The organism is Actinacidiphila sp. bgisy160, from assembly GCF_965342435.1.
Taxonomy (GTDB): Bacteria; Actinomycetota; Actinomycetes; order Streptomycetales; family Streptomycetaceae; genus Actinacidiphila.
Genome location: NZ_CBDRCM010000053.1, coordinates 17,159 through 39,572 on the forward strand (window position 1 = coordinate 17,159; position 22,414 = coordinate 39,572).

Annotated in this window: 18 protein-coding genes and 3 pseudogenes; 4 read left to right on the forward strand and 17 right to left on the reverse strand. The window is 68.9% G+C overall.

All coding sequences use genetic code 11. From position 1 onward, the window contains the following. Positions 1–90 precede the first annotated feature (90 nt). The 4 genes and pseudogenes from ACRWNP_RS30005 to ACRWNP_RS30020 form a co-directional block, all read right to left on the reverse strand. Positions 91–1,463, reverse strand: a pseudogene (locus tag ACRWNP_RS30005) (cryptochrome/photolyase family protein). A gap of 326 nt (positions 1,464–1,789) precedes the next feature. Further along, positions 1,790–3,352 (reverse strand): FAD-dependent oxidoreductase, encoded by a 1,563-nt coding sequence (locus tag ACRWNP_RS30010; protein ID WP_431966912.1) that lies wholly within the window; start codon positions 3,350–3,352, stop codon positions 1,790–1,792. Continuing rightward, positions 3,349–4,524: a lycopene cyclase family protein gene (locus tag ACRWNP_RS30015; protein WP_431966860.1), complete on the reverse strand. Its 1,176-nt coding sequence runs from the start codon at positions 4,522–4,524 to the stop codon at positions 3,349–3,351. The genes ACRWNP_RS30010 and ACRWNP_RS30015 overlap by 4 nt, the downstream gene beginning before the upstream one ends. Before the next feature lie 305 nt (positions 4,525–4,829). After that, complete coding sequence (locus ACRWNP_RS30020; protein ID WP_431966914.1) at positions 4,830–5,831, reverse strand: B12-binding domain-containing protein; 1,002 nt, start codon at positions 5,829–5,831, stop codon at positions 4,830–4,832. Between the two features lie 128 nt (positions 5,832–5,959). On the opposite strand from ACRWNP_RS30020, the gene ACRWNP_RS30025 reads away from it, so the two are divergent. Further along, entirely contained in the window at positions 5,960–6,595 is a 636-nt protein-coding gene (locus ACRWNP_RS30025; protein WP_431966862.1) for an RNA polymerase sigma factor, read from the forward strand. A 970-nt stretch (positions 6,596–7,565) separates the two neighbouring features. On the opposite strand, the gene ACRWNP_RS30030 is transcribed toward ACRWNP_RS30025, so the two are convergent. Beyond that, the gene (locus ACRWNP_RS30030; protein WP_431966864.1) at positions 7,566–8,939 is read right to left on the reverse strand and encodes an FAD-dependent oxidoreductase; all 1,374 of its coding nucleotides are present in this window, start codon (positions 8,937–8,939) and stop codon (positions 7,566–7,568) included. Positions 8,940–9,010: 71 nt separating this feature from the next. Here ACRWNP_RS30030 and ACRWNP_RS30035 point away from each other — a divergent pair, with 71 nt between their 5' ends. Then, positions 9,011–9,988, forward strand: coding sequence for an AraC family transcriptional regulator (locus tag ACRWNP_RS30035; RefSeq protein ID WP_431966866.1), 978 nt, complete (start codon positions 9,011–9,013; stop codon positions 9,986–9,988). A gap of 331 nt (positions 9,989–10,319) precedes the next feature. Here the strand turns inward: ACRWNP_RS30035 and ACRWNP_RS30040 are convergent, their stop codons facing one another. The 4 genes and pseudogenes from ACRWNP_RS30040 to ACRWNP_RS30055 form a co-directional block, all read right to left on the reverse strand. Further along, a complete protein-coding gene (locus ACRWNP_RS30040; RefSeq protein WP_431966868.1) occupies positions 10,320–11,195 on the reverse strand; it encodes a hypothetical protein in 876 nt (291 codons plus the stop codon). 255 nt (positions 11,196–11,450) lie between these two features. Beyond that, complete coding sequence (locus ACRWNP_RS30045; protein ID WP_431966870.1) at positions 11,451–12,344, reverse strand: S66 peptidase family protein; 894 nt, start codon at positions 12,342–12,344, stop codon at positions 11,451–11,453. A gap of 89 nt (positions 12,345–12,433) precedes the next feature. After that, positions 12,434–12,955, reverse strand: coding sequence for a M20/M25/M40 family metallo-hydrolase (locus ACRWNP_RS30050; RefSeq protein ID WP_431966872.1), 522 nt, complete (start codon positions 12,953–12,955; stop codon positions 12,434–12,436). A gap of 194 nt (positions 12,956–13,149) precedes the next feature. Then, positions 13,150–13,527: pseudogene (locus ACRWNP_RS30055) on the reverse strand (transposase); the annotation flags it as partial. Between the two features lie 175 nt (positions 13,528–13,702). Here ACRWNP_RS30055 and ACRWNP_RS30060 point away from each other — a divergent pair. After that, positions 13,703–14,173, forward strand: a complete 471-nt coding sequence (locus ACRWNP_RS30060) for a transposase family protein (RefSeq protein ID WP_431966873.1) — start codon at positions 13,703–13,705, stop codon at positions 14,171–14,173. A 130-nt stretch (positions 14,174–14,303) separates the two neighbouring features. Here the strand turns inward: ACRWNP_RS30060 and ACRWNP_RS30065 are convergent, their stop codons facing one another. Further along, entirely contained in the window at positions 14,304–14,957 is a 654-nt protein-coding gene (locus ACRWNP_RS30065) for a TetR/AcrR family transcriptional regulator (protein ID WP_431966875.1), read from the reverse strand. Positions 14,958–15,070: 113 nt separating this feature from the next. On the opposite strand from ACRWNP_RS30065, the gene ACRWNP_RS30070 reads away from it, so the two are divergent. Then, the gene (locus tag ACRWNP_RS30070; protein ID WP_431966877.1) at positions 15,071–15,568 is read left to right on the forward strand and encodes a quercetin 2,3-dioxygenase; all 498 of its coding nucleotides are present in this window, start codon (positions 15,071–15,073) and stop codon (positions 15,566–15,568) included. A gap of 628 nt (positions 15,569–16,196) precedes the next feature. On the opposite strand, the pseudogene ACRWNP_RS30075 reads toward ACRWNP_RS30070, so the two are convergent. The 7 genes and pseudogenes from ACRWNP_RS30075 to ACRWNP_RS30105 form a co-directional block, all read right to left on the reverse strand. Further along, positions 16,197–16,657 (reverse strand): annotated as a pseudogene (locus ACRWNP_RS30075) (IS256 family transposase); the annotation flags it as partial. Positions 16,658–16,947: 290 nt separating this feature from the next. Beyond that, positions 16,948–17,343, reverse strand: coding sequence for an MmcQ/YjbR family DNA-binding protein (locus ACRWNP_RS30080; protein WP_431966879.1), 396 nt, complete (start codon positions 17,341–17,343; stop codon positions 16,948–16,950). Between the two features lie 123 nt (positions 17,344–17,466). Beyond that, positions 17,467–18,117, reverse strand: coding sequence for a nitroreductase family protein (locus tag ACRWNP_RS30085; RefSeq protein WP_431966881.1), 651 nt, complete (start codon positions 18,115–18,117; stop codon positions 17,467–17,469). A gap of 130 nt (positions 18,118–18,247) precedes the next feature. Then, positions 18,248–18,781 carry a carboxymuconolactone decarboxylase family protein gene (locus ACRWNP_RS30090; protein WP_431966883.1) on the reverse strand — a complete coding sequence of 178 codons (534 nt, stop codon included), beginning with the start codon at positions 18,779–18,781 and terminating at the stop codon, positions 18,248–18,250. Positions 18,782–19,328: 547 nt separating this feature from the next. Further along, a complete protein-coding gene (locus tag ACRWNP_RS30095; protein ID WP_431966885.1) occupies positions 19,329–19,832 on the reverse strand; it encodes an isocitrate lyase/phosphoenolpyruvate mutase family protein in 504 nt (167 codons plus the stop codon). A 112-nt stretch (positions 19,833–19,944) separates the two neighbouring features. Next, entirely contained in the window at positions 19,945–20,493 is a 549-nt protein-coding gene (locus ACRWNP_RS30100; RefSeq protein WP_431966887.1) for a carboxymuconolactone decarboxylase family protein, read from the reverse strand. Between the two features lie 518 nt (positions 20,494–21,011). Continuing rightward, on the reverse strand, positions 21,012–22,274 hold the full coding sequence (locus ACRWNP_RS30105) for an MFS transporter (RefSeq protein ID WP_431966888.1): 1,263 nt from the start codon (positions 22,272–22,274) through the stop codon (positions 21,012–21,014). Positions 22,275–22,414: the final 140 nt, after the last annotated feature.

Consider the following 22,414-nt stretch of genomic DNA (forward strand, 5'->3'; position numbering starts at 1 on the left):
GCTCGGAGAGGAAGTCGCCCGTACCGCAGACAGCAGAGGTGCTCTGCCGGGCTGACGATCGGCCACGTACCTCGCGTGGGACTGAAACGGTCACTCCCGCCCTCGTCCCAGCCGGAACCGCTCCAAGCCCTCAGAAAGGCCGACGATGGGATCCGGATAGCCGCACAGTGCGCGCCGTGCCTCGGGCAGCTTCCACGGCTGGTGCACCTCAGACCCCTCAAGCCCTTCCAGCTCCGGCACCCAGCGGCGAACGTAGGCGCCCTCGGCGTCGTACCGCAGGCCCTGACGTACGGGGTTGAGCACCCGGTTGGGTCGGGTGTCCGTCCCCGTACCCGCCATCCACTGCCAATTGAGCTGATTGTTCGCCACGTCACCGTCCACCAACCACTCGAGGAAGTATCGAGCGCCCGCCCGCCAATCGATGTAGAGCGTCTTGGTCAGAAAACTCGACGTGATCAGCCGTCCGCGGTTGTGCATCCAGCCCTCGTGACGCAACTGCCGCATCGCCGCGTCGACCAGCGGATAACCGGTTCGCCCCTCCTTCCAGGCCTGAAGGTCCTCCTCGGCTGCGCCCTCCGAACGCCAGCGATCCCCCCTCGTCCGGTAGTCCGTCACTGCCGCACCGGGCCGGGCTGCCAGTACCTGATGATGGAAGTCGCGCCAGCACAACTGTCGTACGTACGCTTCTGCGCCATCCCCACCCTTCGATCGCGCGCGTTGGACGAGCTCGGCGGCAGAAAGCGTTCCGAAGTGAAGGTGCGCGGACAACCGGGAGGTCGCATCGGCTGCCAGAGCATCGTGTCGTTCCTCGTACTGCGCGATCCCGTTCTGCAACCACAACGCCATTGACCGGCGTCCCTCTTCCTCGCCGCCCGACGCAAGGCCCGGCGAGACACCGGTGACGCTTTTGCGCTCGGGAAGGGTCTCCGAGTGGATCGCCGTGGGGACCTGCACCCCGCGCGGCGCGCCCAGCGTCGTTCGGATGTCACGCTGCGACCAGCGACGGAAGTATGCGCTGAACACTGCGAAGTGATCCGAACCGGAAGGCGCCACCGCGCCAGGAGCAAGAGCGGTCGTCACCGCCTCATGTACGTACAGCCGGGTCCCCTCCCGTTCCAGAGCGCGGCGCAGCCGCTCCTCTCGCGCCCGGGCGTAGGAGCTCACCCCTGCCGCCATGTGTACTTCGTCCGCCTCGGCGTCGGCGACCACCTTGCAGACCTGCTCGACGACCTCGCCCGAGCGCAGGATCAGCCGTCCACCGCGTCTCCGCAGCCCCTGATCGAGATCCTGCAGGCAGTCGGCCAGGAAAGCCTGGCGGTTGGGAGCGTCGAAGCCGACTGCCGCGATGCCCTCGTCGCGCACGAACAGTGGCACCACGAACGAGTTCGACATGACAGCAGCGTTCAGCGGTCGCGGTCGTGCGGACGAAGGTCCGACGTGAACAGCACAACCGCGACGTTCATGGGGCAGCTCCTGAGATGCGTCCTGGACCCGGGTTTCCCAGCCTGGCGAAGCCTCGGATGCGCGAGATGCGCGTGTCGCCACCCTCAGGCGACACAGAGGCCTGATGTCAGAATGAACCCGACATTTCTTCCTTCGCAGCAGCCCCGTACGCCGGATGCAGCGACCCCGTAAGTGCGTTGCCTGCACGGCCCTCGTCCCTCGGGCGAGCCTTTCGACAGCCCTCGGCACGAGCCGGCACGCGCGCAGGCCACGTACTTGGTCAACGTCCGCGTGTGAGCTCGACTCCCCAGGTGGTAACGGAACATCCGGAGGCTGTCTTTGGGCCTCAGCTGAGTCGGGCCAGCGCCCGCATGCCTGCGGACCGTCCCTGGATCGGCACGGACCACAAGGGGTGCCCGAGGATGCCCCAGCTCTTCAGGAGCGCGTTGGCGGCCTCGAAGCCGGTGGTGGCGGCTCGTTCCATCAGCGCGACTGGCAGCATCGACCGCACCATGTCACCCGCGACCACCAGCCGCGGGTGGCCGGTGCGGACGCTGGGCCGGTCAGCGTAGCCTCCGATAGGGAAGAGCGGGCAGTCATCCCGCCACTCATGGCGCACGTCGACCACGCGCGCGTCAGCGGACTCAGGGTAGACCCGGGCGAGTTCTCGGAGCATCGCGGCCTCCACGGCGCCCCGTTCGGCCGTGGGGTCGACGGCGTACGCGTGAAGTTCCACCACGGAGCCGCCGGTAACCGCGGCCCAACGGGCCGCTTCGCCCTCCCACCGGTCGAGGACGCTGATGTTGTCGACGGGCCCGTACCCGCTGGTGCCGAGGAAGCCTGGCCGGTCGGCGCGGACCGGGCGGTCCAGCCAGTACCGGGAGACGAGGAAGGGCGGTGCCTGGCGCAGCTTGTCGACGCGAGCGCGCCAGTCGGCATCCACCAGATCCGGTGAGGCGGCGACCACGCTCCGCAGCCCGCGGCTGTCGAGAGCGAGCACGACCCCGTCGTACGGCTCCTCCCGAAGGGGTGCGGCCGGTGAGTCCGCACAGGTACGGGTCACGCGGAAGCCGTTCCCGTCGGGCCGGACCGCAACGACCCGAGTGCCGGTCTCGACGGTGGTGCCGAGCTTGGACAGATAGGCGGCCAGCGGATCCCACAGAGCCTGGGGATAGGGCTCACGTGGCACATCGAAGAGCAGGCCCTCGGATGAGCCGAGAAAATAGACGTGGAACATCAAGACCAGTTCGGCGGCCGACAGTTGGTGAGGATCGGCGAAGAAGCTGCGGGAGAACACCTCGAAGGCCAGGTGCCGGGCGTCCTCGGGGAAGCGGACCCGGTCCAGGTATTCGGCCGCGCTGATGTGGTCGAGCCGTTCGTACACGTCGGGGACGCGGACATCCAGCAGGGTCAGCGCCTGGCGGGGATTCATCCCCGCCAGTCCCGACCAGGTGAAGCTCGGGCTGAGCGCGACGAAGCCCATGACACTCCACGGGGGCGTCCTCGGCACATGGCGGAAGCTGTCACGGGCCTTGCCGCGCTGCAGGGGGTAGTCGGCCAGCGGACGCAGCATGCTCGAAGTCGGGTCGGTGCGGCGCAACAGTTGCCGCAGGTTGTAGTACTGACGGAAGAAGGCGTGGAAGCCTCGGCTCATAGTGGCTGCTGAACCGTCTGCCAGTGTCGTCGACCAGCCGGAAACGCGGCCGCCGAGCGCGCTGCCCTGTTCCAGCAGGTCGACTCGAACGCCTCGTTCGGCCAGGGCGGTGGCGGCGGTCAGGCCGGCGATGCCGCCGCCTACGACGGCCACCCGGGGACCCGGTGAGGGCGCGCAGGCGATGCCGTCGGTGGCCGGCCACAGAACCGCTCGGCGGTCCCGGCCGTGGTGGGCCGAACGGTAGGGGCGGGTCAGGAACACGTCGTGGCCTTTCGACGGGGAAGCAGGGGAAGTTCCGCCAGGGAGCGCAGCATGGGGAGGACCGGGGTGCTCAAGCCGATGGCCCACTCGTCACGCAAGGACGAAGCACCGTCAAGGAACCTCACAACCCGCTCGGCCGGGTTGCGGCGGAAGAGTTCCTCGAAGAAGGCGGCCCCCCCGACCCGGCCGGTCGCCAACGCGCGCAGCATGACGGCGTCCATCAGCCGGTGCCGGGCCGTATGAGGCATGGCGGGCAGGGGAGTCCGGCCGGCGTGCAGGGCCCGAGCGGCGGCGGCCGACTGCCGCTGGATCGCAGCGAAGGCATAGCCTGTCGACGGACGGGTTGCTCCTCCGGCGACGCCGATACGGAACACCTGGCGTCCTACCCGGCGCGGAAAGAAGCCGTCGGTCATAGGGATGACGCCCTGCTCCACCGCTGTGACAGCGAAAGGGCCGAGCGAACGCACGCGGCGTACGTAGTGGTCGAGTGCCGAGTCGTAGGCCGCCTCAGACAGCGGTGCGGCGGAGAACTCCGTGTACTCCACGAGCGCCTGCCGGGTGCTGATCGGCAGCGTGTAGACGAAGGAGAGACCCTGGTCGGGCTGCCCAGTGCGGAAGTCCATCAGATCGGCGACTGCCGGATCGAAGCACTCCGCCTGTGTGGTGACGAACCAGCCCCGGAAATGCTGCAGCAACGTCGTGCGGGCGGCGGGCAGTTCCCGGGGCGGCCTGGAATCGAAGACGTAGCGGCCGGTGAGCCGCACGTTCCGCCCCGCAGCGTCCACCGCGCTTACCTCGGCGCCCCCCGGGACGTCGCGGACCGCGGTGACCGTCGCTTCCAGCCACCGCACCTGTGTCCGATCACGCAGCGCGGTGCCGATGTGGTGGAGAAAGTCGACCGAGCGGATCATCTTGTAGGCGCGGAGGAGCGGTGCCGTCGTGTTCGTACCGTCGCGGTTGGTGATGCGCATGTGCCGCCAACTGGCGGCGACGAGGTCGTCGTACTCACCTGGGTCCTCGTCCCAGAAGCACCAAGTACGCGATGCAGACCGCGCGGACGACCCGGCTGGAGGCTGCACGAGGATCACCGAGGGCGTCGCGGTTGACGACTCCGGCGGTCGTGTCAGGCGACGTGCGAGGGACAAACCAGCCGCGCCTGCTCCCACGATGACGACATCAGCGGTGTCGGATCGGTGCACGGCAGTCCCTTCCCAGCGGTACGCGGGATGACCGCGATCATTGGTCCTTCCGTCGTCTCAGGCGTGGCGGATGCAAAGACCTCGACACAACCGCCTACGGGCTGGCAGGCGACTGCGGCCGGACCACGTCTCCCCTCGAGGTCGGCCGCGGGCGGCAACCGCGGTGGCCTTCCGGCCACCGCCCTGTCAGGGAGACCTGGTTCCAGGTGCGGCAGCCGAACGTCCGGCACGGTCACGGCGCGAGTGCGCTCCCGCCTCCTGTGCGGCGGGACTCAGGACTTGGCCAGTCCCGTGAGCAGATCGAGCGCGTCTTGCAGGCTGTGGGGGCGGAGACTGCCGCCAAGGTGTCTGGCATGCGTTGCCCAGCCCGGTCCCGTGAGGACCACCGCCGGAGCCGTCCGGGCTCCGCTGACCCCCCACTCACTGGCGCACAGCACGGCTGCCAATTCACGCTGAGCGGTCGACCTGCCCTGGGACCACACCACCACGGCTACCGGTCCCAGCCGGCGTACAGCCTCGAACAACGCTCCGGCGGGAACGGCAGCCCCGAACATGCGCACCGGGACATTGCGCTGCGAGAGTCCGGCAGCCACTGCTTCCAGCGGCAGGGTGTGCTGCTCGCCGGGTGCGCAGGCCAGCAGCACCGGACGGCCGCCCGGTCTTGGCCGGTCCGCAGCGGTGACTCGCCGCAGCGCGCTGGAGACATGCCAGGACAGCAGGTGTTCGACCTCCACGTAGCGTTCACCGGAGGAGGCCCACTTACGGCCCACGGCACGCAAGGCGGGAATGATGATCTCATCCCATGCTTCGACCAGATCCAGGTCGGCGAGTGCTGCAGCCAGGAGTCGCTCCACCTCCGGACTGTCCAGACGCACAGCTGCACGGGCAAGGCCACGGCACTCTGCCCGCACCTTGCCCAAGGGCAGACCGTGGCCGCCCGGTGCGCCCGGTCTGATCATCGGAGCAGGCGACTTCGCCGGTTCCGCCTCCTGCGGACTGCGAGGGCGGTCCTCCGCCAGTGCCTGCCGGGCCGCCTCGCCCGGAGGCACTCCTGTCGCCGTGAGACTGCACATACGCTCCAGGACCGCGATATCGCGCGCTGACCAGCGGCGATGCCTCCCGCCCTCGCGTGATGCCGGCCCCAGGCCGTAGCGACGGTCCCACGATCGGATGGTGGTCGGGGCCACACCCAGCTGCCGCGCCACGGCACCCGTGCTGAGCCCGCCGCGTCCCGTGATGTCCGCTGTCTCCCGACCTTCGTCCGTGTCTGTGATCACCCCTCCAGAATACGACGCACAAACGATGCGAGTTGTGTCTCCTGCGCTTTCGGACTGCCATGGTCACTGCCGGATCGTGATGCGAGACCTGCGCGATTTAGCCGGCCCACCTGCGGAGGGATCACATGACTGCTCTGACGGATACCCGCAACAGCGTCCGTGCCGGCGCGGCACCCACGGCTTGGGCTCCGGCCACTGCGGGCCTGTCCGGCGAACGGCTGTCGGACGAGGAACTGGCCGCCGGCATCGTGCGGGGTGACGAGCGATGCCTTGCCGCCGCCTACCACCGCTGGGGGAGCCTGGTCTACTCTCTCGCCACCCGCGCTCTGGGAGACCCGACAGAGGCCGAAGACGTGACTCAGCAGGTCTTTCTTGGTGCATGGCGGGGACGCCACACCTATCGCGCCGAGCGCGCGGCACTGCCCGCATGGCTCGTGGGCATCGCCAAGAAGAAGATCGCGGACGCGCTGAGTGCACGTACGAGAAGGCGCAATCTGGCCGATGCCATGATCACCGCTGTGGCCGACCCCGCCCCTCCTGCCCTGGCCGAGCAGATCATCGACCATGTTCTCGTCGAACGCGAACTGGCCAGGCTCCCCGCTCCGCAGCGCGAGGTGCTCCGCCTGGCGTTCTACGACGACCTCACCCACAGCCAGATCGCCGAGCGGACCGGGCTGGCCCTGGGCACCGTCAAGAGCCATGCCCGCCGCGGGCTGATCCGCCTGCGGCACAGGCTCCGGACCGTTCTCCTTGATCAGTGATGCCGTCACACGACGCCCTGTGGTGACGGACGAGGGGCCGCGGCGCAGTGGACTGCCCTGCTTCAGCAGCGGCGCTGTCAGCCAGAAGCCGGCTCCGGTCCGGCGGCCTGCAGGGCTTGTCTTCTCGGAGACGAGAACCTGCCGTGCATCCGCAGGGGGCCGGCGGGAGGAAGCCGTCTGTGTAGCAACTCGTGAAAGGACTGCCGACCCTTCAGGTCTGGTGCCCAAGGCCAGCCCGTTCCACGCTGGTTGGCTGATCCCGGAAGGCAGGCACCAATGCCGCATGTCGATACCCGCATTCTTGCTGACCTTGCGCTCGGCGAATCGACGCCCGAGCAAACGCGCCTGGTCGGAGCCCATCTGCGGCAGTGCGGGAGGTGCCTGGGAGAGCTCGAGGCCCTGCGGCGCGTCGTACGGGCGGGGCGATCCCCGGCCGCTGAGCCGCTCACTTCGCCCCCGGAGCGGATCTGGCGGAACATCACGGTATGTCTGGATGCCGACTCGGGGCGGACTTCTCGTCCTGATCCAACCGCGGTACCGCGCCTCCGCCCGCGTTACCCCATGTGGTTGCTTGCCGCCTGCGCGTTCCTCGTCGCAGGAGTCGCTGTGTGGAGCGTAGCCACGCGGTAGCCCGCGCCGGTCACGGCCCCGTAGCTCAAGGCGGACGCGGTCGCGCTCGACCGGTCACGGCCCGGGGCGACGACTCGGCAGGTCGCTGCCGACCCGGAGATCAGACCCGAGACCTGCGCGACTGGGTCAGGGCGGCCGGAGCGAGCCGCGCAACCGTGTCCAGGCGCAGCTCTTCCGAACTGGTGGGCAAGTTACCTGGCAGCACCCTCGCCCCGACACGGCGGCAAGTACCGTACCCGCTGATGGGCGGCGGGGCGGGCATGGACGTGTAGGCAGACATCGCCGGGCGCTGCGCGGTTCGCCGTGGAAGGACACCGGCGGCGGCAGCGGCCCGGCGTGTTCACCGGAGGGTGGCCAGTACCTCGTTGAAGGCTTCGGTGGAGCTCGGGTGCGTGTAGATGGCGTCGCGCAGCTCGGTCGCCGTGACCCCGTGGCGGATCGCCAATGCGACCGTGTTGACGAGTTCCTGGGAGTCGACGCTGAACAGTGCCGCACCGAGCACCCGGTCGGTCGCCGTGTCGAGGACGAACTTCATCAGTCCCCGGGTCTCCCCGACGATCTTGGCCCGGGGCATCGACGCGATCTCGCCGACCGCCTTCTCGGCGACCGCGACCGCGTACCCCTGCTCGCGCGCCTGCTGCTCGGTGAGCCCGACGCGGGACAGCGGGGGCGTCGTGAAGACGGTGTACGGCACCGCTTCGCGGTCGCGGGTCGTGCGCGTGCCGGCCCCGGTGAGCTGGTCGGCCACGATGCGGCTGTCGTCGAGCGAGATGTAGGTGAACTGGGGCCCGCCGTTGACGTCCCCGACGGCGAAGACGTTCGGCTGGCTGGTGCGCAGGTACTCGTCCACGGCTATGGCACCCGACTGCGTGGTCAGGATGCCGGCGTCCTCGAGCCCGAGCCCCGCCGTGGCGGGCCTTCGCCCGGTCGCGACGAGTACGGCCTCGGCGTCGACCGTGCGGTCCTGCCCGTCGACACGGTAGTGCACAGCGGCGTGGTCGGCCGTGTCCGTGACGCCCGTGACCGTCGCTCCCGTCACGATGGTGACGTTCTCGTCGGCCAGGACGGCCGCCACCGCGTCCGCGACGTCCTCGTCCTCACGCGGCAGCACCCGCGTCCCCGCCTCCAGGACGGTCACCTCGGTGCCGAACGCGCGGTACATCCCGGCGAACTCCAGTCCCAGGTAGCCCGCCCCGAGGATCACCATGCGGGCGGGGCGTCGCGGATCACGCACCAGGTCGGTGCTGGTCCTCATGAACGCGCTGCCGCGCAGCCCGGGGACGTCGGGCACGACCGGCACCGCGCCGGTGTTGACGACGACGGTGTCCGCGGTGACGAGCAGGCGGTCGCCACCCGCGCTGACCTCCACCGTCTTCGGGTCGACGAACCGGGCGCGGCCGGTGACGACCGTGACGGAGTCGACGGTGTCGAGCATCTCGAAGTTCTTCGCGCGGAGCGCGTCCGTCAGCCGGGTCGTGCTCAGCACGGCGTCGCGGAACCCGGCCTCCGGCGGATCGTCCGGGCGGCGCTCGCCTGCGTGGTGGATGAGTGCCTTGGTCGGTACGCACCCCACGTTGACGCAGGTGCCGCCGTACATCGCGTCCGACTGCTCGACGATCGCGACGCGCCGGCCGAGACGGCCCATCCGGCCCGCCAGGGTTTTGCCGCCCTTGCCGAATCCGATCACGAGGAGATCGACATGCATGGTTTCCATGCCCCCTACCTTGCTGCCCCCGTGTCGAGATGCCAAGATCAGTGAGTGCCGATTTCTATCGAGAAAGTCTCATGGATACTCTGAGTCGCGTGGTCCACCTCGCCCGGCTTCGGGGCAGCGTCGACATCCGCTGCCTGATCGCCGGGAGCCACACCCTGGACAATCCCGCGGGCCGGACCGGCAGCTCGCCCTTCCATCTGCTGCTGGAAGGCGAATGCACCCTCGAACTGCCCGACTGGAGCATCGACCTGCGGGTGGGCGACATGGTGCTCCTCCCCCGTGGCACGGCACACCGCATCCACACCCACGGCCCCGGCCCGGCGACGTCCGTCGAGCACCGGGACGTCGGTCCGTACGCCCTGGTGAGCGGAGCCGCGCCGGACGGCGACGTGGCGCCCGTCGACCTCTTCTGCGGCCACTTCACATGGGAGCCGGGCGCGGGACAGGTGCTCATGGGCATGCTGCCCGAAGTGCTGCACGTCCCGCTCGGCGCCGGCGCGGACAGCCCCCTCGCGCTGCTGAGCGCCTTCATGCGTGACGAGGCCCGCGCCGCCGGACCGGGCACGGAGGCCGTCCTCGACTCCCTCTGCGACGTGCTGCTGACGCTGGCGCTGCGCGGGGTGCACGGCGTGAGCCGGATGGCGTGGCTCGCCTCCACCCGCGGTGTCGTACGGACCGTCACCGACGCCGTGCTGCGCGACCCCGCCCACGACTGGGGCATCGAGAAGTTCGCCGCGCTCAACTCCATGTCGAGGGCGACCTTCATCCGGCACTTCGGCCGGGAGACCGGGATGAACGCCGGGGAGTTCCTCATGCGGCTGCGCATGCTCCTCGCCGCGGAACTGCTCGCGGAGACCGAACAACCGGTCTCCGCGGTCGCCGCCGCCGTGGGCTACGCCTCCGAGTCCGCCTTCGGACGCGCCTTCCGTCTCGCGGCGGGCGACACCCCCGCCCGGCTCCGCCGCGCGGCCCGTCAGGGCGTACCCGGCGAGGGCGCCTCCGTCCTGCGTCTGCGCGCTGCGAACGGCGTGGAGACGCCGGGGCCGTGACCGCTCGGCGGCGGCGCCGCAGACGGCGGACCCGTCTGCGCGGCCCCCGCGCGTGGCGCGTCACTGCTGACGCCTGTCACCGCCAGGCAGCGCGACGACGGCGGCATCACCCAGACCGTCACCCGGGCCCTCGGCTCATGCGACACCCCGTGGCCGGTGCCTGACGCGAGGCGTCAGGCACCGGCCGCACACCGACAGGCGGACAGCGACGCGGCATGGGCCGTGCCTCGGCGGCCGCACACGGGCCCGTGCTTGCAGTTCGCGGTCCGCCACGAAGTGACCGTGCCGGTCGCTGCCCTCCACGCATGGCTGTGACCGGCGCTCTCGATGCCTAGTGAGCAGCGTCGACACCGGCGGGCAGCTCGATCCGCCCGGCGTACGCGCCCTGGTTCTCCTCACGGACGTCCTGCTCGTACGCGATGTCCCCGGCGCCGGTATACGGGACGAGGATCCCGAACTCGAACCGGTGACTCTTGACCCGGTATGTCGCCGCGTCCAGGACCAGGACCTCCTCCAGCCGGGACAGGGTCAACTGGTCCTCGTTCACCGGTACACCGGCCTTGCGCAACTGCTCGGCCGTGGGGTCGAACTCCCGCTGCGCCTTCTTCGCCCACGCCCGGTCCTTGACGGCGGCCAGCTTCTGCTTGCCGGCGGCCACGCGGAGTTCGACCGTGCCGCGTGACTCGGTCAGCTTCACGTCGCCTCCGCCGGCGGCCTGCGCGTACCTCGCGAACTCCTTGACGGCCGCGACCGGGTCCTCGGTCTTGTCCTCCATCTCCGGGTCGGAAGCGGGTGCCCGCTTCCACGCCGCGTGACCCTCTTTGAGGTATGCCGTGCCACCGACGACGTAGATCTCCTCGCTCTTCTTCGTCCCCTTGCTGCTGGTGCTGACTCCCTCGGCGTGCAACGCCTCGGGGTCCGTGCCGCGGTGGACCGTGGCCCGATACGTGGCAGCGCTCCGCTGTCCCTGGAGAGTCAGCCCCTCGCTGCCGGTGACCGAGAAGGTCCATCCGCTCTCGTCGGCCATGGCCGCCGCGGCGAGGTTGAGGAAGTCCTCCGGCGACTTGGGACTTTCGGGGGACTGCCCGACCGACGTCGCCTCGGGACGCGCGGCGCCGGTCTGCGCAGGCTCCTTCCCCGCGCCGCAGGCGGCGAGCGGCAGCGCAAGGGGGAGAACCAGTCCGGCCGTCAGGCGGCGAGTACTCATGGACGTCTTCCTTTCGTCACGGCGGGGAAGCGCGGAATGTACAGCACCGGTCAGCCCCCGATCACTCCGGCACCCATCGGGTGTGAGTCATCGGATAACGGAACACATCAGGAGCTGTGGCTTCCTTCCGGACAGGTGGCGCGCTCCGCAGAGCCGCCCGCCGCCGGCGCGTCGTCCTCGACGCCCGACTTTCCCCACGCGGCGGAGAACAGCCCCATGCCCGCCGGTTCGGCCGGTCGCAGGCGTACATCGCGGTCAGACCGAGAAGGGTGCCGCCCTTCGCACCTGAACGCCGCCACACCCTTGCGCCGTCCGGCCGCGTCTCTGCTGCGGTACACCGTGGCCGATGTCGGCACCGGCCAGGACCGGGATACCGAGGTCGCCGAGCCGGTCGTGCAGCAGTTCCTCGACACGCTCGCGCGTGCCGCAGTCCGTGAAGGTGCCGCAGACGATGCCGGCGGCGCCGTCGAAGTAGCCGGCGCGCCGTAGCTGGGTGAGGAACCGGTCGAGCCGGAACGTCTCCTCGTCGACGTCCTCCAGCAGGACGATGCCGCCGCGCGCGGGCAGTGAGGTGTCGGTGCCCAGGGAGCAGGCGAGCAGGGTGACCGTGCCGCCGAGCGTGACGCCCTGCGCGGTGCCGCCGGCCAGAGGGCGGGAGTCGGGAAAACGCAGTTCCTTGACGGACGCCGGGTCGGTGAGCAGCGCGGCGAGCCCGTCGAAGTCGGCCCGACCCGGCCGGAAACCGCCGATGGCGGGCATCGGCCCGAACAACCTCGTCCAGCCCAGCTTCACCGCCACCGCCTCCAGCAGCGCCGTCGCGTCGGAGAAACCGACGACGGTACGCGGGGTGGGCGTGCCGACGGCGTCCCAGTCGACCAGCTCCAGGGTGCGCTGGGCGCCGTAGCCGCCTGCCGCGCAGAACACGGCCGTGAACGCCGGGTCGGTGAGCGCGTCGTCACCGGCGAGGTACTCGCCGCCCGCCCGCGCGGAGGCGAACACCTCGGGCTGGAGGCCGAGCCCGCGCAGCGACTCCAGGCCGACCTCGAGGTTCTCCTGGTCGGTCGGCCCACTGGCGGCGATGACGGCGACACGGTCACCGGGCTTGGGCGCGGCGGGGCGGACGAGCCCCTCGGGGGGCAGGGCGGGCATGTGGCTCCTTGGGATCAGGGGGTGGGGTGCGGGGTTGCGGTGCGGCGGCCGATGCCGGGAGTGCCGCGGCCGACCTGCCGGAGCGGCGGTCAGTGGGTGTCGAGGAACGCGGCTATGAGGGCCGCCCTCTCCAACAGGGCGGACAGTGAGGCGTACTCGTCCTCGCCGTGGGCGTCGGCGCCCGCAGGACCCAGACCGTCGACCGTCGGGATGCCGAGCGCGCCGGTGAGGTTGGTGTCGCCCGCGCCGCCCGAGGAACCGAGGGGCACGAGACGTACCGGACGCCTGGGAGTGGCGCCCGTACGGGACAGCAGCTCCATGGCCAGTTCGACGGCCACCAGGGAGCCCTTCATGTCGAAGACCCCGGGGCCGGTGACCGTGTCGCCGTCCTCGGCGAGGGTGAACGGGCGTCGGGAGATCGTCCCGGCCGGGAAGACGATGTCGCTGTGGGCCACGAGCAGTGTGTGCCCGGCAGACAAGCCGTCTCCCGCGAGGTCCTCGGTCTCGCGGCCGTTCCAGTACGCCACCAGGTGGGCGCCGTCCGGCCCCGGTGGCTGCTCGACACGCCCGGCGGTGGCGGCGAGACCCGCGGCGAGTCGCTCGCCGAACACAGCTGCACGGTCGGCGTCGCCGGAAGGGGTCTCCAACGAGACCAGGTGTTCCCAGCGTTCCAGTACCGGCTCGGCGGACGTGCGGGCCAGGGCGAGGAGTTCGGCGGGCTCAGCCCTAGCAGTTCTCCACGGCCGAGGTGACCACCCGGGTCAGGGCACGGAAGCAGCGGATCGCCTCGTACATCGTCGGTCACGTCGTAGCCGGAGTCCATCACGATCAGGATCTCGGGATCCCCTGGCTGCCAGTGCCTGGCTTGCCTCAACCGCTCTACCGCGTGGCTAAGTTGGGCGGCCGTGACGGCGGTCGCGTCGTCGGCGGGCCCGAGGCGGACAGCGTCCAGCAGCGCGACCCAGGAGGTGCGGCCGGTCTCCAGGGCGGCGACGAAAGAGTACGGCCACCCCGGCACGAACTGATCCTTCTTGCGGTCACCGCGTCCGTAGACGTGGCAGAACAGCCGGTCGTCGCTGGTGGGGGCATCAGGACGCAGCCAGTTGCTGACGTCCACGGCCAGCACGATCCGCCCGTCGGCCGCCTTCGACAGCGGCAGGCCGGCCAGCGCGCGCCGCAACCGCACCGGCTCCAGCCACAGGGTTTGATCAAGTTCCGGATTCGTGTGGCTGGGCCGGGAGATGACCGGTTGGGGTGCATAGCAGAGCAGGCACGGGCTTCGTGATCATTGGGGTGTCGAAGCTCAACGATCACGAGGTGGCCCGTGCCTGCCGCTGTATCCTCCCCCATCCCCCCCGGTGTTTGCGAAGTTGGGTCCCTTGGACCTTGGCCGGGTCGCTGACCTGCGCCCTTTCCTGAACCTGGTCCCCGATCCGCGGGCAAGGAAAGGCCGCTGGTACTCGCTGACGGCGATCCTCCTCGTCTGCGCCTGCGCGGCCGTCTCGGGAGCCAGGACCATCGACGAGATCGCCGAGTGGGCGGCGCGGGCCTCGGAGGCCGTGCTGACCGCCGTCGGAGTCCGACGGCATCCGCTCAGATGGCGTCGCTCACCCTCGCGGACCACGATCGCCCGTGTGCTGGCGGCCGTCGACGAACCAGACGTCCTGCTTGGCTCTTCCTGGCTGGACCCGCGTCGTCATGGTCATTTTGTCCCGTTTTTGCACCTCGGCCCAAAAACTGGTGGTGTGACGACCGGTCGAATCCGCCTTGGCAGCCGCGATCGGAGTGGAAGCTCACCGGACGGGTGGGGCGGCGGCATGCTGCGGTGAGGGCCTCGGCGGCCAACTCTGTTTGACGGTGATGGAGGGTCGCGAGAGGGCATTATGGGCGTGGACCGGCTAAGCGGAGAGCCGGTCGCAATCAGTTGCGCGCCGTGCTGGCTGGAGTGCGGCCACCGTGTCACGACTTGTTTTCCGGGTACCGTGCTGTCGGGCGCGGGACGGGGGTGTCGAGGCCGAGGCTGTGGTGCATCTGGTCGGCGATCCAGGCGGTGTACTCCTGTTCGCTCCAACCGCACGCCCGGACCAGGAACCGGTAGTGGGAGGGGTCGTTGAACATCCATATGGCGTCGATGGCGCGCTCGCGGGCGATGCGATGCGGTCCGGGTTCCAGTGCTTCGATGATGTCGATCACCATGCTGGCGCCGGCTCGTCGGTTGCGCTGCATCGTTTCCCACAGTTCGGCCAGCTCGGGACCTTCGTCGGCGGCCCGGCGTACCACCTCGAAGACCTCGGCGGCGCGCCCGCCGATGATGCGGCAGACCTCGGCGTAGGCGTTCAGGACCGCCTGCGGAGTTCGACCGTCCCGCACCGGCCGGAACCAAGGGCGTTCGGCTACCGGCACGGGCTCGTCGTCGCCCGCCAGCGCCTGGTTCACTACCTCGCGCAGCAACGCGGCCTTGGAGCCGAAGGCGGCGAAGACGGTCGGCCGCGCCACAGCGGCGTCTGCGGCGATGTCGGCGAAGGAAGTGGCGGCGTAGCCGCCGACGACGAAGAGCCGGTTCGCTGCCGCGACGATCGCCTGCCTGGTCTGACGGGCCTGCTCGTCGCGCAACGGCGAGTCGTACCGGCGCCGCCCGCGCCCGGCTGAGCCGCTATTGACGCCCATGAACCGTCATACTACCGTCATATTCACTAGACGCGGTCTATTCAACTGGGGGAGGCGGCATGCCGTCCGTCAACCGTCCCTACGTCCTGGCCGGCGCCGAGGGGCAGGCGCTGTGGTTCCTCGGCAACCTCGTCACCGTCAAAGCCACCGGAGAGCAGACCCGGGGCCGACTCACCGTGGCGGAGTTCCTCAACCCCGCCGGCTTCGCCCCGCCCCTGCACCGGCACCTGGAAGAGGACGAGATGTTCTACGTCCTGTCGGGCACGGCCCGCTTCCTGTGCGACGGGGAGGAGCTCACCGCCCGCCCGGGGGACTTCGTGTATCTGCCGGTGGGCCTGCCCCACACGTTCGTCGTCGGCTCCGAGGAACCTCTGCGCTGCCTGCAGATCACCACACCGTCCGGCTTCGAGGATTTCGCCACGGATGCCGGTACCCCAGCCCGCGAACGCCGGCTCCCCGACCCCGGGCCACTCGACCCCGCGGCCCTCGGCCACGCCGCATCACGCCACCACATCGAGATCCTCGGCCCGCCGCCGAAAGCCCACACCGGCGCATAACCGCATCGGCACGCCAGGTGCGAGCCGCGGCGACCAGGCGAGGGCCGTCCGCCCCCCGGCGGCTGCGTACCCGCTGCGGACTCCGGCACGCTCTGGGCGTTGTACCGCGATCACGATGGGGTAGCGGGGCGTGGCGCGCGCCGGATGCGGATAGCGCAGCGCTGGATGCAGTAGTGGCCTGGGCGGTCGGCCTCACGTGCTACTTGCGATCGGAGGCCGACGGCAGGTTCAAGTCATGGCGGCCCGTCGTGAGCGGATGCGGTTGGGAGCGTGGCGCCGTGACTGTGTTTCAGGCCACTGGTTCCAAGGGTGGTTCAGAACCGGCCCTTGCGTAGATAGAACGGCGCCGCGCACTGGCTTTTCGGCGAGTTGGTCGATCGCCTCATGCCGAGAAGAACAGCGCGGGTGCACTGGGGCCGCTGTTGTTGTCCACTCTTTGCCCCGCATCACGGCGACGGAACAGCGGGCGTGATGCAGTAGTGCCTGGCTGACGGAGCCGAGCGGGTCATGCGCGGGTGACCGAGACGGTGGGGGTGCCGGCGGAGACGAGTCAGACGACGGTGGAGCGGAGCAGCGATGGCCGGGAGCCCAGAAGGGGGCAACGGAGGGCGTGCCATGATCACGGCGAGAGCTGGACGATCGCCGGATACTTGGCGCCCCACTCCTCGGAGAACTCCAGGAAGCTGTCCTCGGCGGCCTTCACGGTCGCCGCGGCGTAGACGGGCCTGAGTGCCTTGGCGATTTTGTCCCAGTCCTGGCGGGCCGCGTAATGGAAGCTGTTCCATAGAAGGTGAACCACGCAGGTCTGGACAATTGTTTGAGGCCAGACGGTCTCGACGGCGTCGGGCAGGCCCTTGAGACCGTCGCAGACCAGCATCAGCACGTCGTCCAGGCCGCGGTTCTTCAGCTCGGGGAACACCTGAAGCCAGTATTTCGCGCCCCCGCCGCCGTCACCGGCCCAGATCCCGAGGATCTCGCGGTGGCCCTCGACGGTCACGGCCATGACCACGTAGATCGGCCTGTTGGCGACCTGGCCGTCGCGGATCTTCACGTTGATCGCATCGACAACAGGACCGGATAGACGCGGTCATCGCTTCCGAGGTCGTCGCCGGTTCCAACTCGGCACTCTGGTCAGTCATTTGGCGTCTCTTCCTTGATCGGTAGATCCGCCGTTAGTTTCACACTCCCCTCAGGCGCCGTGTTCACCTGCTTCCGGGGCCCGCCAGCATGATCAACCGGCCCAGGCCGGGGCGATCCGGGCAAACGCCGGGGCCCTGCCGCTTGGTGTGGGAATTGGAGGTGGGGGAGCGCGGAGGGAGTTCGGTGACGTTGATGCCCTCGCCGGGAGCCGGTTCTGTTTTTGCCTGACGCCGTGTCGGTCAGTCGGCGGAGGGCGGGAAGCTGAAGGTGTCGGGGTCGACCGGGCGGCTTCGTCTGGGAAGGCCCGCGACGACGAGCAGGTACGACTCGGTCACGAGGTCGTCCACCAACGCCTGCTCGATATCCTCACCAGGTCTGACGGTGATCCAGTGCTTCTTGTTCATGTGGTAGCCGGTAGAGATGCTCGTGTGGGACGCGCGGAGCGTCTCCGCATCCGAGGGATCGGCCTTGAGGATCACGACCGGCTCCCCGGGCATCGATGTCTGCAGCATGAACACCTTGCCGCCGACTTTCCACACCTCCCAGTCGCCGGCGAACTGGTGCGTGTGCTCGGAACCCGGGAGCTCTGCGGCGCGCGCGGCGGCGCGACTCTGAAGTGTCCTGTCTGCGTGCATCTTGGCCTCCTCGAGGTCGGTAGAGGTCGACCGCCCGGCGTCCTTCGAGGAGAGGTACGGGCGCCGGACGGCCGAGTCGCCCAGAACTGAGCGGGCGCGTCGATCGCGCACCCGCTCAGTTCGTCACGTGTAGGTGAAGATCTTCTCGGCGTCGAAGCGCGAGACCGGCTGGCGAGAGACGCGCGTCTCGTCCGGGTACCCGAGCGCCATGATCAGCGTCGTGGTGAAGTCGGTGTCGGTGAGACCGAACGCTTCGTCGATCGCCGCGCGGTCGAACCCTTCGAACGGGGTGGCGTCGACTCCGAGAGAAGCAGCGGCCATCATGGTCGCGCCGACCACGAGGTACGTGTTCTTCTCCAGCCAGTGGAGCACCTCGCCGCCATAGTTCTCCGACTGGATCTTCACGAAGTGGGACGCTCCAGCCTCCCATCCCTTCTGGATCTCCGGGTCCGCGAAGCGACCGTCCGCGCGCTCCTTCGCGAAGATCTCCTGCAAGTGCTCGTCGGGAATCGTCTTGCGGGTCGTGAACACGATCGCGTGCGACGCGTTGCGCACCTTCTCCTGGTTGTCCTCGAAGCGACCGACGAGAGCGTCCGCAAGCTTGTCCTTGCCGGCCTGCGATTCCAGCACATGGAAGTGGTTCGGCTGGATGTTGATCGTCGTCGGCGAGGTGCGCAGGTAGCGCAGGAGGAGCTGGAAGGTCTCCTCCGGGATCTTCTTGTTCGGGTCGAAGTAGCGGGTGAGGTGCCTGGTGATCAGATTGTTGAGATCCATGCCTGGTTTTCGTTTCCTGTTCGGACAGATCGGGTCAGGAGAGGGAATCTGGGCGTTGGAGTCACGTCAGTACGTGGTGAATGTCGCCTTCATCGGGGCGACCTCCGTGCCCGTCGACGCGGGTCGCTGGTTACGCGCCCGCACCGGGGATGTCGACGACGGTGTCGTTGACGTTGTTGAGGTAGTTCGTGAGCAGCGTGACCACCGCGACGGTGACGATCGCCTGGATCTCGGGGTCGGTGTACCCGGCCTCGCGGACCGCGGCGATGTCCTCGTCGCCCACCTGACCGCGGGTCTCGATCAGCTGCTGGGAGAAGCGGGCGACGGCGGCACGCTTGGGATCGGTGGAGCCGCCGGTGCGGGCCAGCTCGATCTCCTCGGTGGACATGCCTCCGAGGTTCGCGGAGATGTATCCGTGCATCGCCGAGCAGTAGTCGCAGTCGTTGGAGTGGGATGTGGCCAGTGCGATCGTGTGGCGGGTCTTCGCGTCGAGGAGCTTCGCGATGCTGCCCTGCAGGCCCATCACGATCTCGAGGACGGTCGGGTTGGCGGCCAGCGTGGTGAACATGCCCGGAGCGAAGCCGAACTGCTTGGCGATGGCGTTCAGCGTGCCCTGCGTCTTGGCGTCGATGTCGGTGAGCTCGGGCGTGCTGAGGCGAGACATGGTGGTGGTCCTCCGGTCGGAATTTTTCTGGGCTGTTTGGCCCACTTGCAGTCAACGCGATGCAGAGTGGGCTGTCAAGCCCAATCCACCTTACTTTGGGCTACTGAGCCCAACATGAGCGGGGTGACATGCGCATGGACGATCGATCGCGTGGTCTTCGCGAGCACACGGGCAAGGGGGCCGGCGACGCGAGGTCGCATCCTCGAGCACGCCGCGGACTTGATCTACAAGCGGGGTGTCCACGCGACGAACAACGAGCTGGTGCGAAGAGCAGCGGGGGCGGCGGCTCGCAGCTGAGCCACTACTTCCCGAACAGCCTTGGTTCGTCCTCGTCGTACTCCTGCGGACGCAGAAGGTTCGAGTCGGCCAGGCCTTCGTAGGGTGGGACATTGGTGGGTGAAGTCATTGAGGCCTCCAAGCCATCGGATTCCCGCGACCTCTCGGTACCAGCGCCGCGGCCACGGCCCGGCGGGAGAACACCATTCAAGCGGCCCGATGTCGACGCGGCGTCTATCCGGCATAGTCACCTGGGCGGCCGGCCATCGGCTCACGCCGAGCAGTGAAGACGCCCCTGGGGCTCAGGGCTGCCCCGCCGCGCTTCCCTACCTCCCGGACCGGCCGCAGCGTCGCGCGCCTGTCGGCGGTCTCTGAACCTGGACCCTTCGGGGTCGGTGATTTCGATCCGCACCGAGGTCTGCCACCAGCGCGGCGGCGCGGTCGGCGGCAGCAGCAGCATCGCGGCCCGGTCGGCATCCCGCCGCCCGGCACGGTCAGCACCTTGTCCACCCTCGCGGCGACGTCCTGCGCCTGTCGCCATGCCCGTCCTCGGAATCGCCCTTGACGGGCAGCCTGGGCCGGCCGAGCAGCCGCGCCTGCCCAGGTGCTCCTCGCGAGCGACCTCGTGTCGCCCGTCGAGGCGGCCGAGCGAGATGGCCAGCGCCGCCGACGACGTCGCGATCGCCTCGGAACCGGCATCGGCCGGCATCAACCCCGACAGGCCGTCCCAGGCTTTCGGCATGACTGGGACACCCTCGCGGGTGTCCAACGCCATGAGCTTCTCGTAGAGCTCAGAACCTGGCACGTGAAGCCCGCTCTTGAAAGGGCATCAGTTCGATGAGAGGGGCGCGGGCCGTGTACGCGACCCGGTACGAGGGTTCGAGCGATCAGCCGGACGTTCCGACCGAGCCGACGCCGGGGATGTCGATTTCGGTCTGGTTGACGTTGTTGATGAAGTTGGTCAGCAGGACCTGCACCGCCACCGTGACGATCGCCAGGATCTGCGGGTCGGTGTATCCCGCGTCCCGCACGGCCGCCAGGTCGGCGTGGCTCACCTGACCGCGGCTCTCCACCACCTGCTGCGCGAAGCGAGCGACCGCGGCGCGCTTCGGGTCCACCGAACTCCCTGCCCGGCACAGGTCGATGTCCTCGCTCGACATACCGCCGAACTCCGACGACATGTACGAGTGCACCGCCAGGCAGTAATCGCAACCGTTGGCCTGCGAGACCGCGAGCGCGATCGTGTGCCGCGTCTTCGCGTCCAGAACCCGCCTCGAAGAGCCCTGCAGTGTCGTGACGACGTTGAGGACGGTCGGGTTCGACGCGAGAATCGCGAACATGTTCGGGACGAAGCCGAACTGTGCGCCGATGTTGTCGAGGATGCCCTTTACCCCGGCGGGGACCTCGTCAGGTGAGGGAACGTGCAGTCGGGACATAGCGAATCAACCTCCGGTGAGTAGTCGTCGTCAGCCCGGGTTGTCCTTGAGCTGTTTTGGGCTTGTCGGCCCACTTCTGTGGTTGACGCCGCTCGGGACCGGGCTGTCAAGCCCAATTCGGGGATCGTCTGAAGCGTGAAACCCACCACAGCAGTTCGAGTCCGCGCCGCGGGTGTTCTGGCGGTCCTCGGTAGAAGTCGGGAGCCTTCTGAGGGCGGTGCCGGTGCCCGGTGGTGTGGAGCCGCGGCACGTCCCGCAACCGTGCACGGCGCATCCGGAACAGATCGTGGAGTACCCGAGCAGCGATCCGCCGCGCGACCTGTTCGACCTCCTGTTGGAGCGCTTCAACCGACTGGAGGCTGAGACTGGCTGGGATTACTGGAGCGAGCTGTCCGTGGCGGAGGGCATCAAGTGTGGAGGGTGTCCAGGCTGGACCCGAGACCGGCAGTGGCCATCTCCCTGTGTGTTCGTTGCTGATCGGCACGGCGGCGATGCTCTGACAGTGAGGTTCTTCATGATCACTCACCATGTTGGCTGATCGGGTCCGCATGCGGGTTGCGTGCAGCGAGGACAGTGAACAGGGTCGCGATGACGACAAGGGTGCCGTATCCGAGTGCGATCTGTGGTAGCGAGAGAGCGTTCGAGAGCTGGCCGAAGAGGAGGCTGATGAAGGCGGCGCCGCTGTAGCAGAGGAGGTAGATCGCGCTGAAGATCGGCGCCCGGTCGGCCAGAATGCTGCCGTGCAGCAGACCGCGGGTGGCGGCGCTGACGGCGATGCCTTGACCGACGCCGCTGACGATGGTCGCGGCGATGAACAACGGCAGTGTGCCGATGGCGATGGCTGAAATGATGCCGATCCACCCGGTCAGGAAGATGATCATGCCGATGCGTTGGGCCGCCGCTGGTGTGAACCGGCCGCCGATGGGAGCGCCGAGAACGCTGGGAGCCATGTAGGCGGCGAACACCAATCCGAGGATGAGCGGGCTGTGGGTGTGGAGTTGATCTTCGACGAGCGCGGGCATGAAGGACTGGTAGAAAGCCCCGGACGCATAGCTGATCACGAACACCGTGGCCGCGACCGGGAGCAGACGCCTGACCCGGGCCGGTACGCGGACCCGGGGTATCAGTGATCGCCAAGCGCCCGGCGTCGGCTTCGCGGTCTCCGGGCTGATGACGATGAGCGCGGCGGACAGTGCGAGGAGACCGGCGCAAACCAGGTAGATGAGCTCGCGTGGCCAGGGGGCGAACTGGACCAGGGCACCGGCGGCGACGGCGCCGAGGGTGAGGCCGAGCATGGGTCCTTGGCTGGAGGCGACGGAGGCCAACCATGCCGGCCGGGTGGGCGCGGCGTCGACGATGTAGGAGGTGAGGCTGCTGCTGGCCAACCCCGTACCGATACCCATCAAGAGCCGAGCGGCCAGCAGAGTGCCGATGTGGTGCACGTCCAGCAGCAGCAGAGTGCCCAGCAGGAGCAGGCCGAGGCTGGCGATCGCGGCGCGGCGTCGGCCCAGATGGTTGGACAGTCGTCCCAGCAGCAACAGTGCGGCGATGATGCCGACCGAGTAGGCGACGAAGGCCAGCGAGAAGCCGGCGTTGGTGAACCCGTCCTCGGCCCGGTAGGTGTTGAGCAGGGGAATCGGTGCGGCCGATGCGGCGAACGAGGCCACCAGGGAGATGATCGCAGCGGCGAATGCCAGCCGGAGTGTTCTGCCCTGGTGAGGCCGGTTGATCACTGGTGACACGCCCATGTCGTCGGCAGGGGGCGCGTTCAGTCGTGACATGGCGGATCAACCTCCGGTAGCTGTGCGAGTAGTCGCCGAGCCCAGGTCGGGGCGAGCACTTTCATGGGCTTGGCAGCCCATTTCGCAGAGTTAACAGTGCTCGAGACTGGGCTGTCAAGCCCACTCGCTGGTGCCGGGAG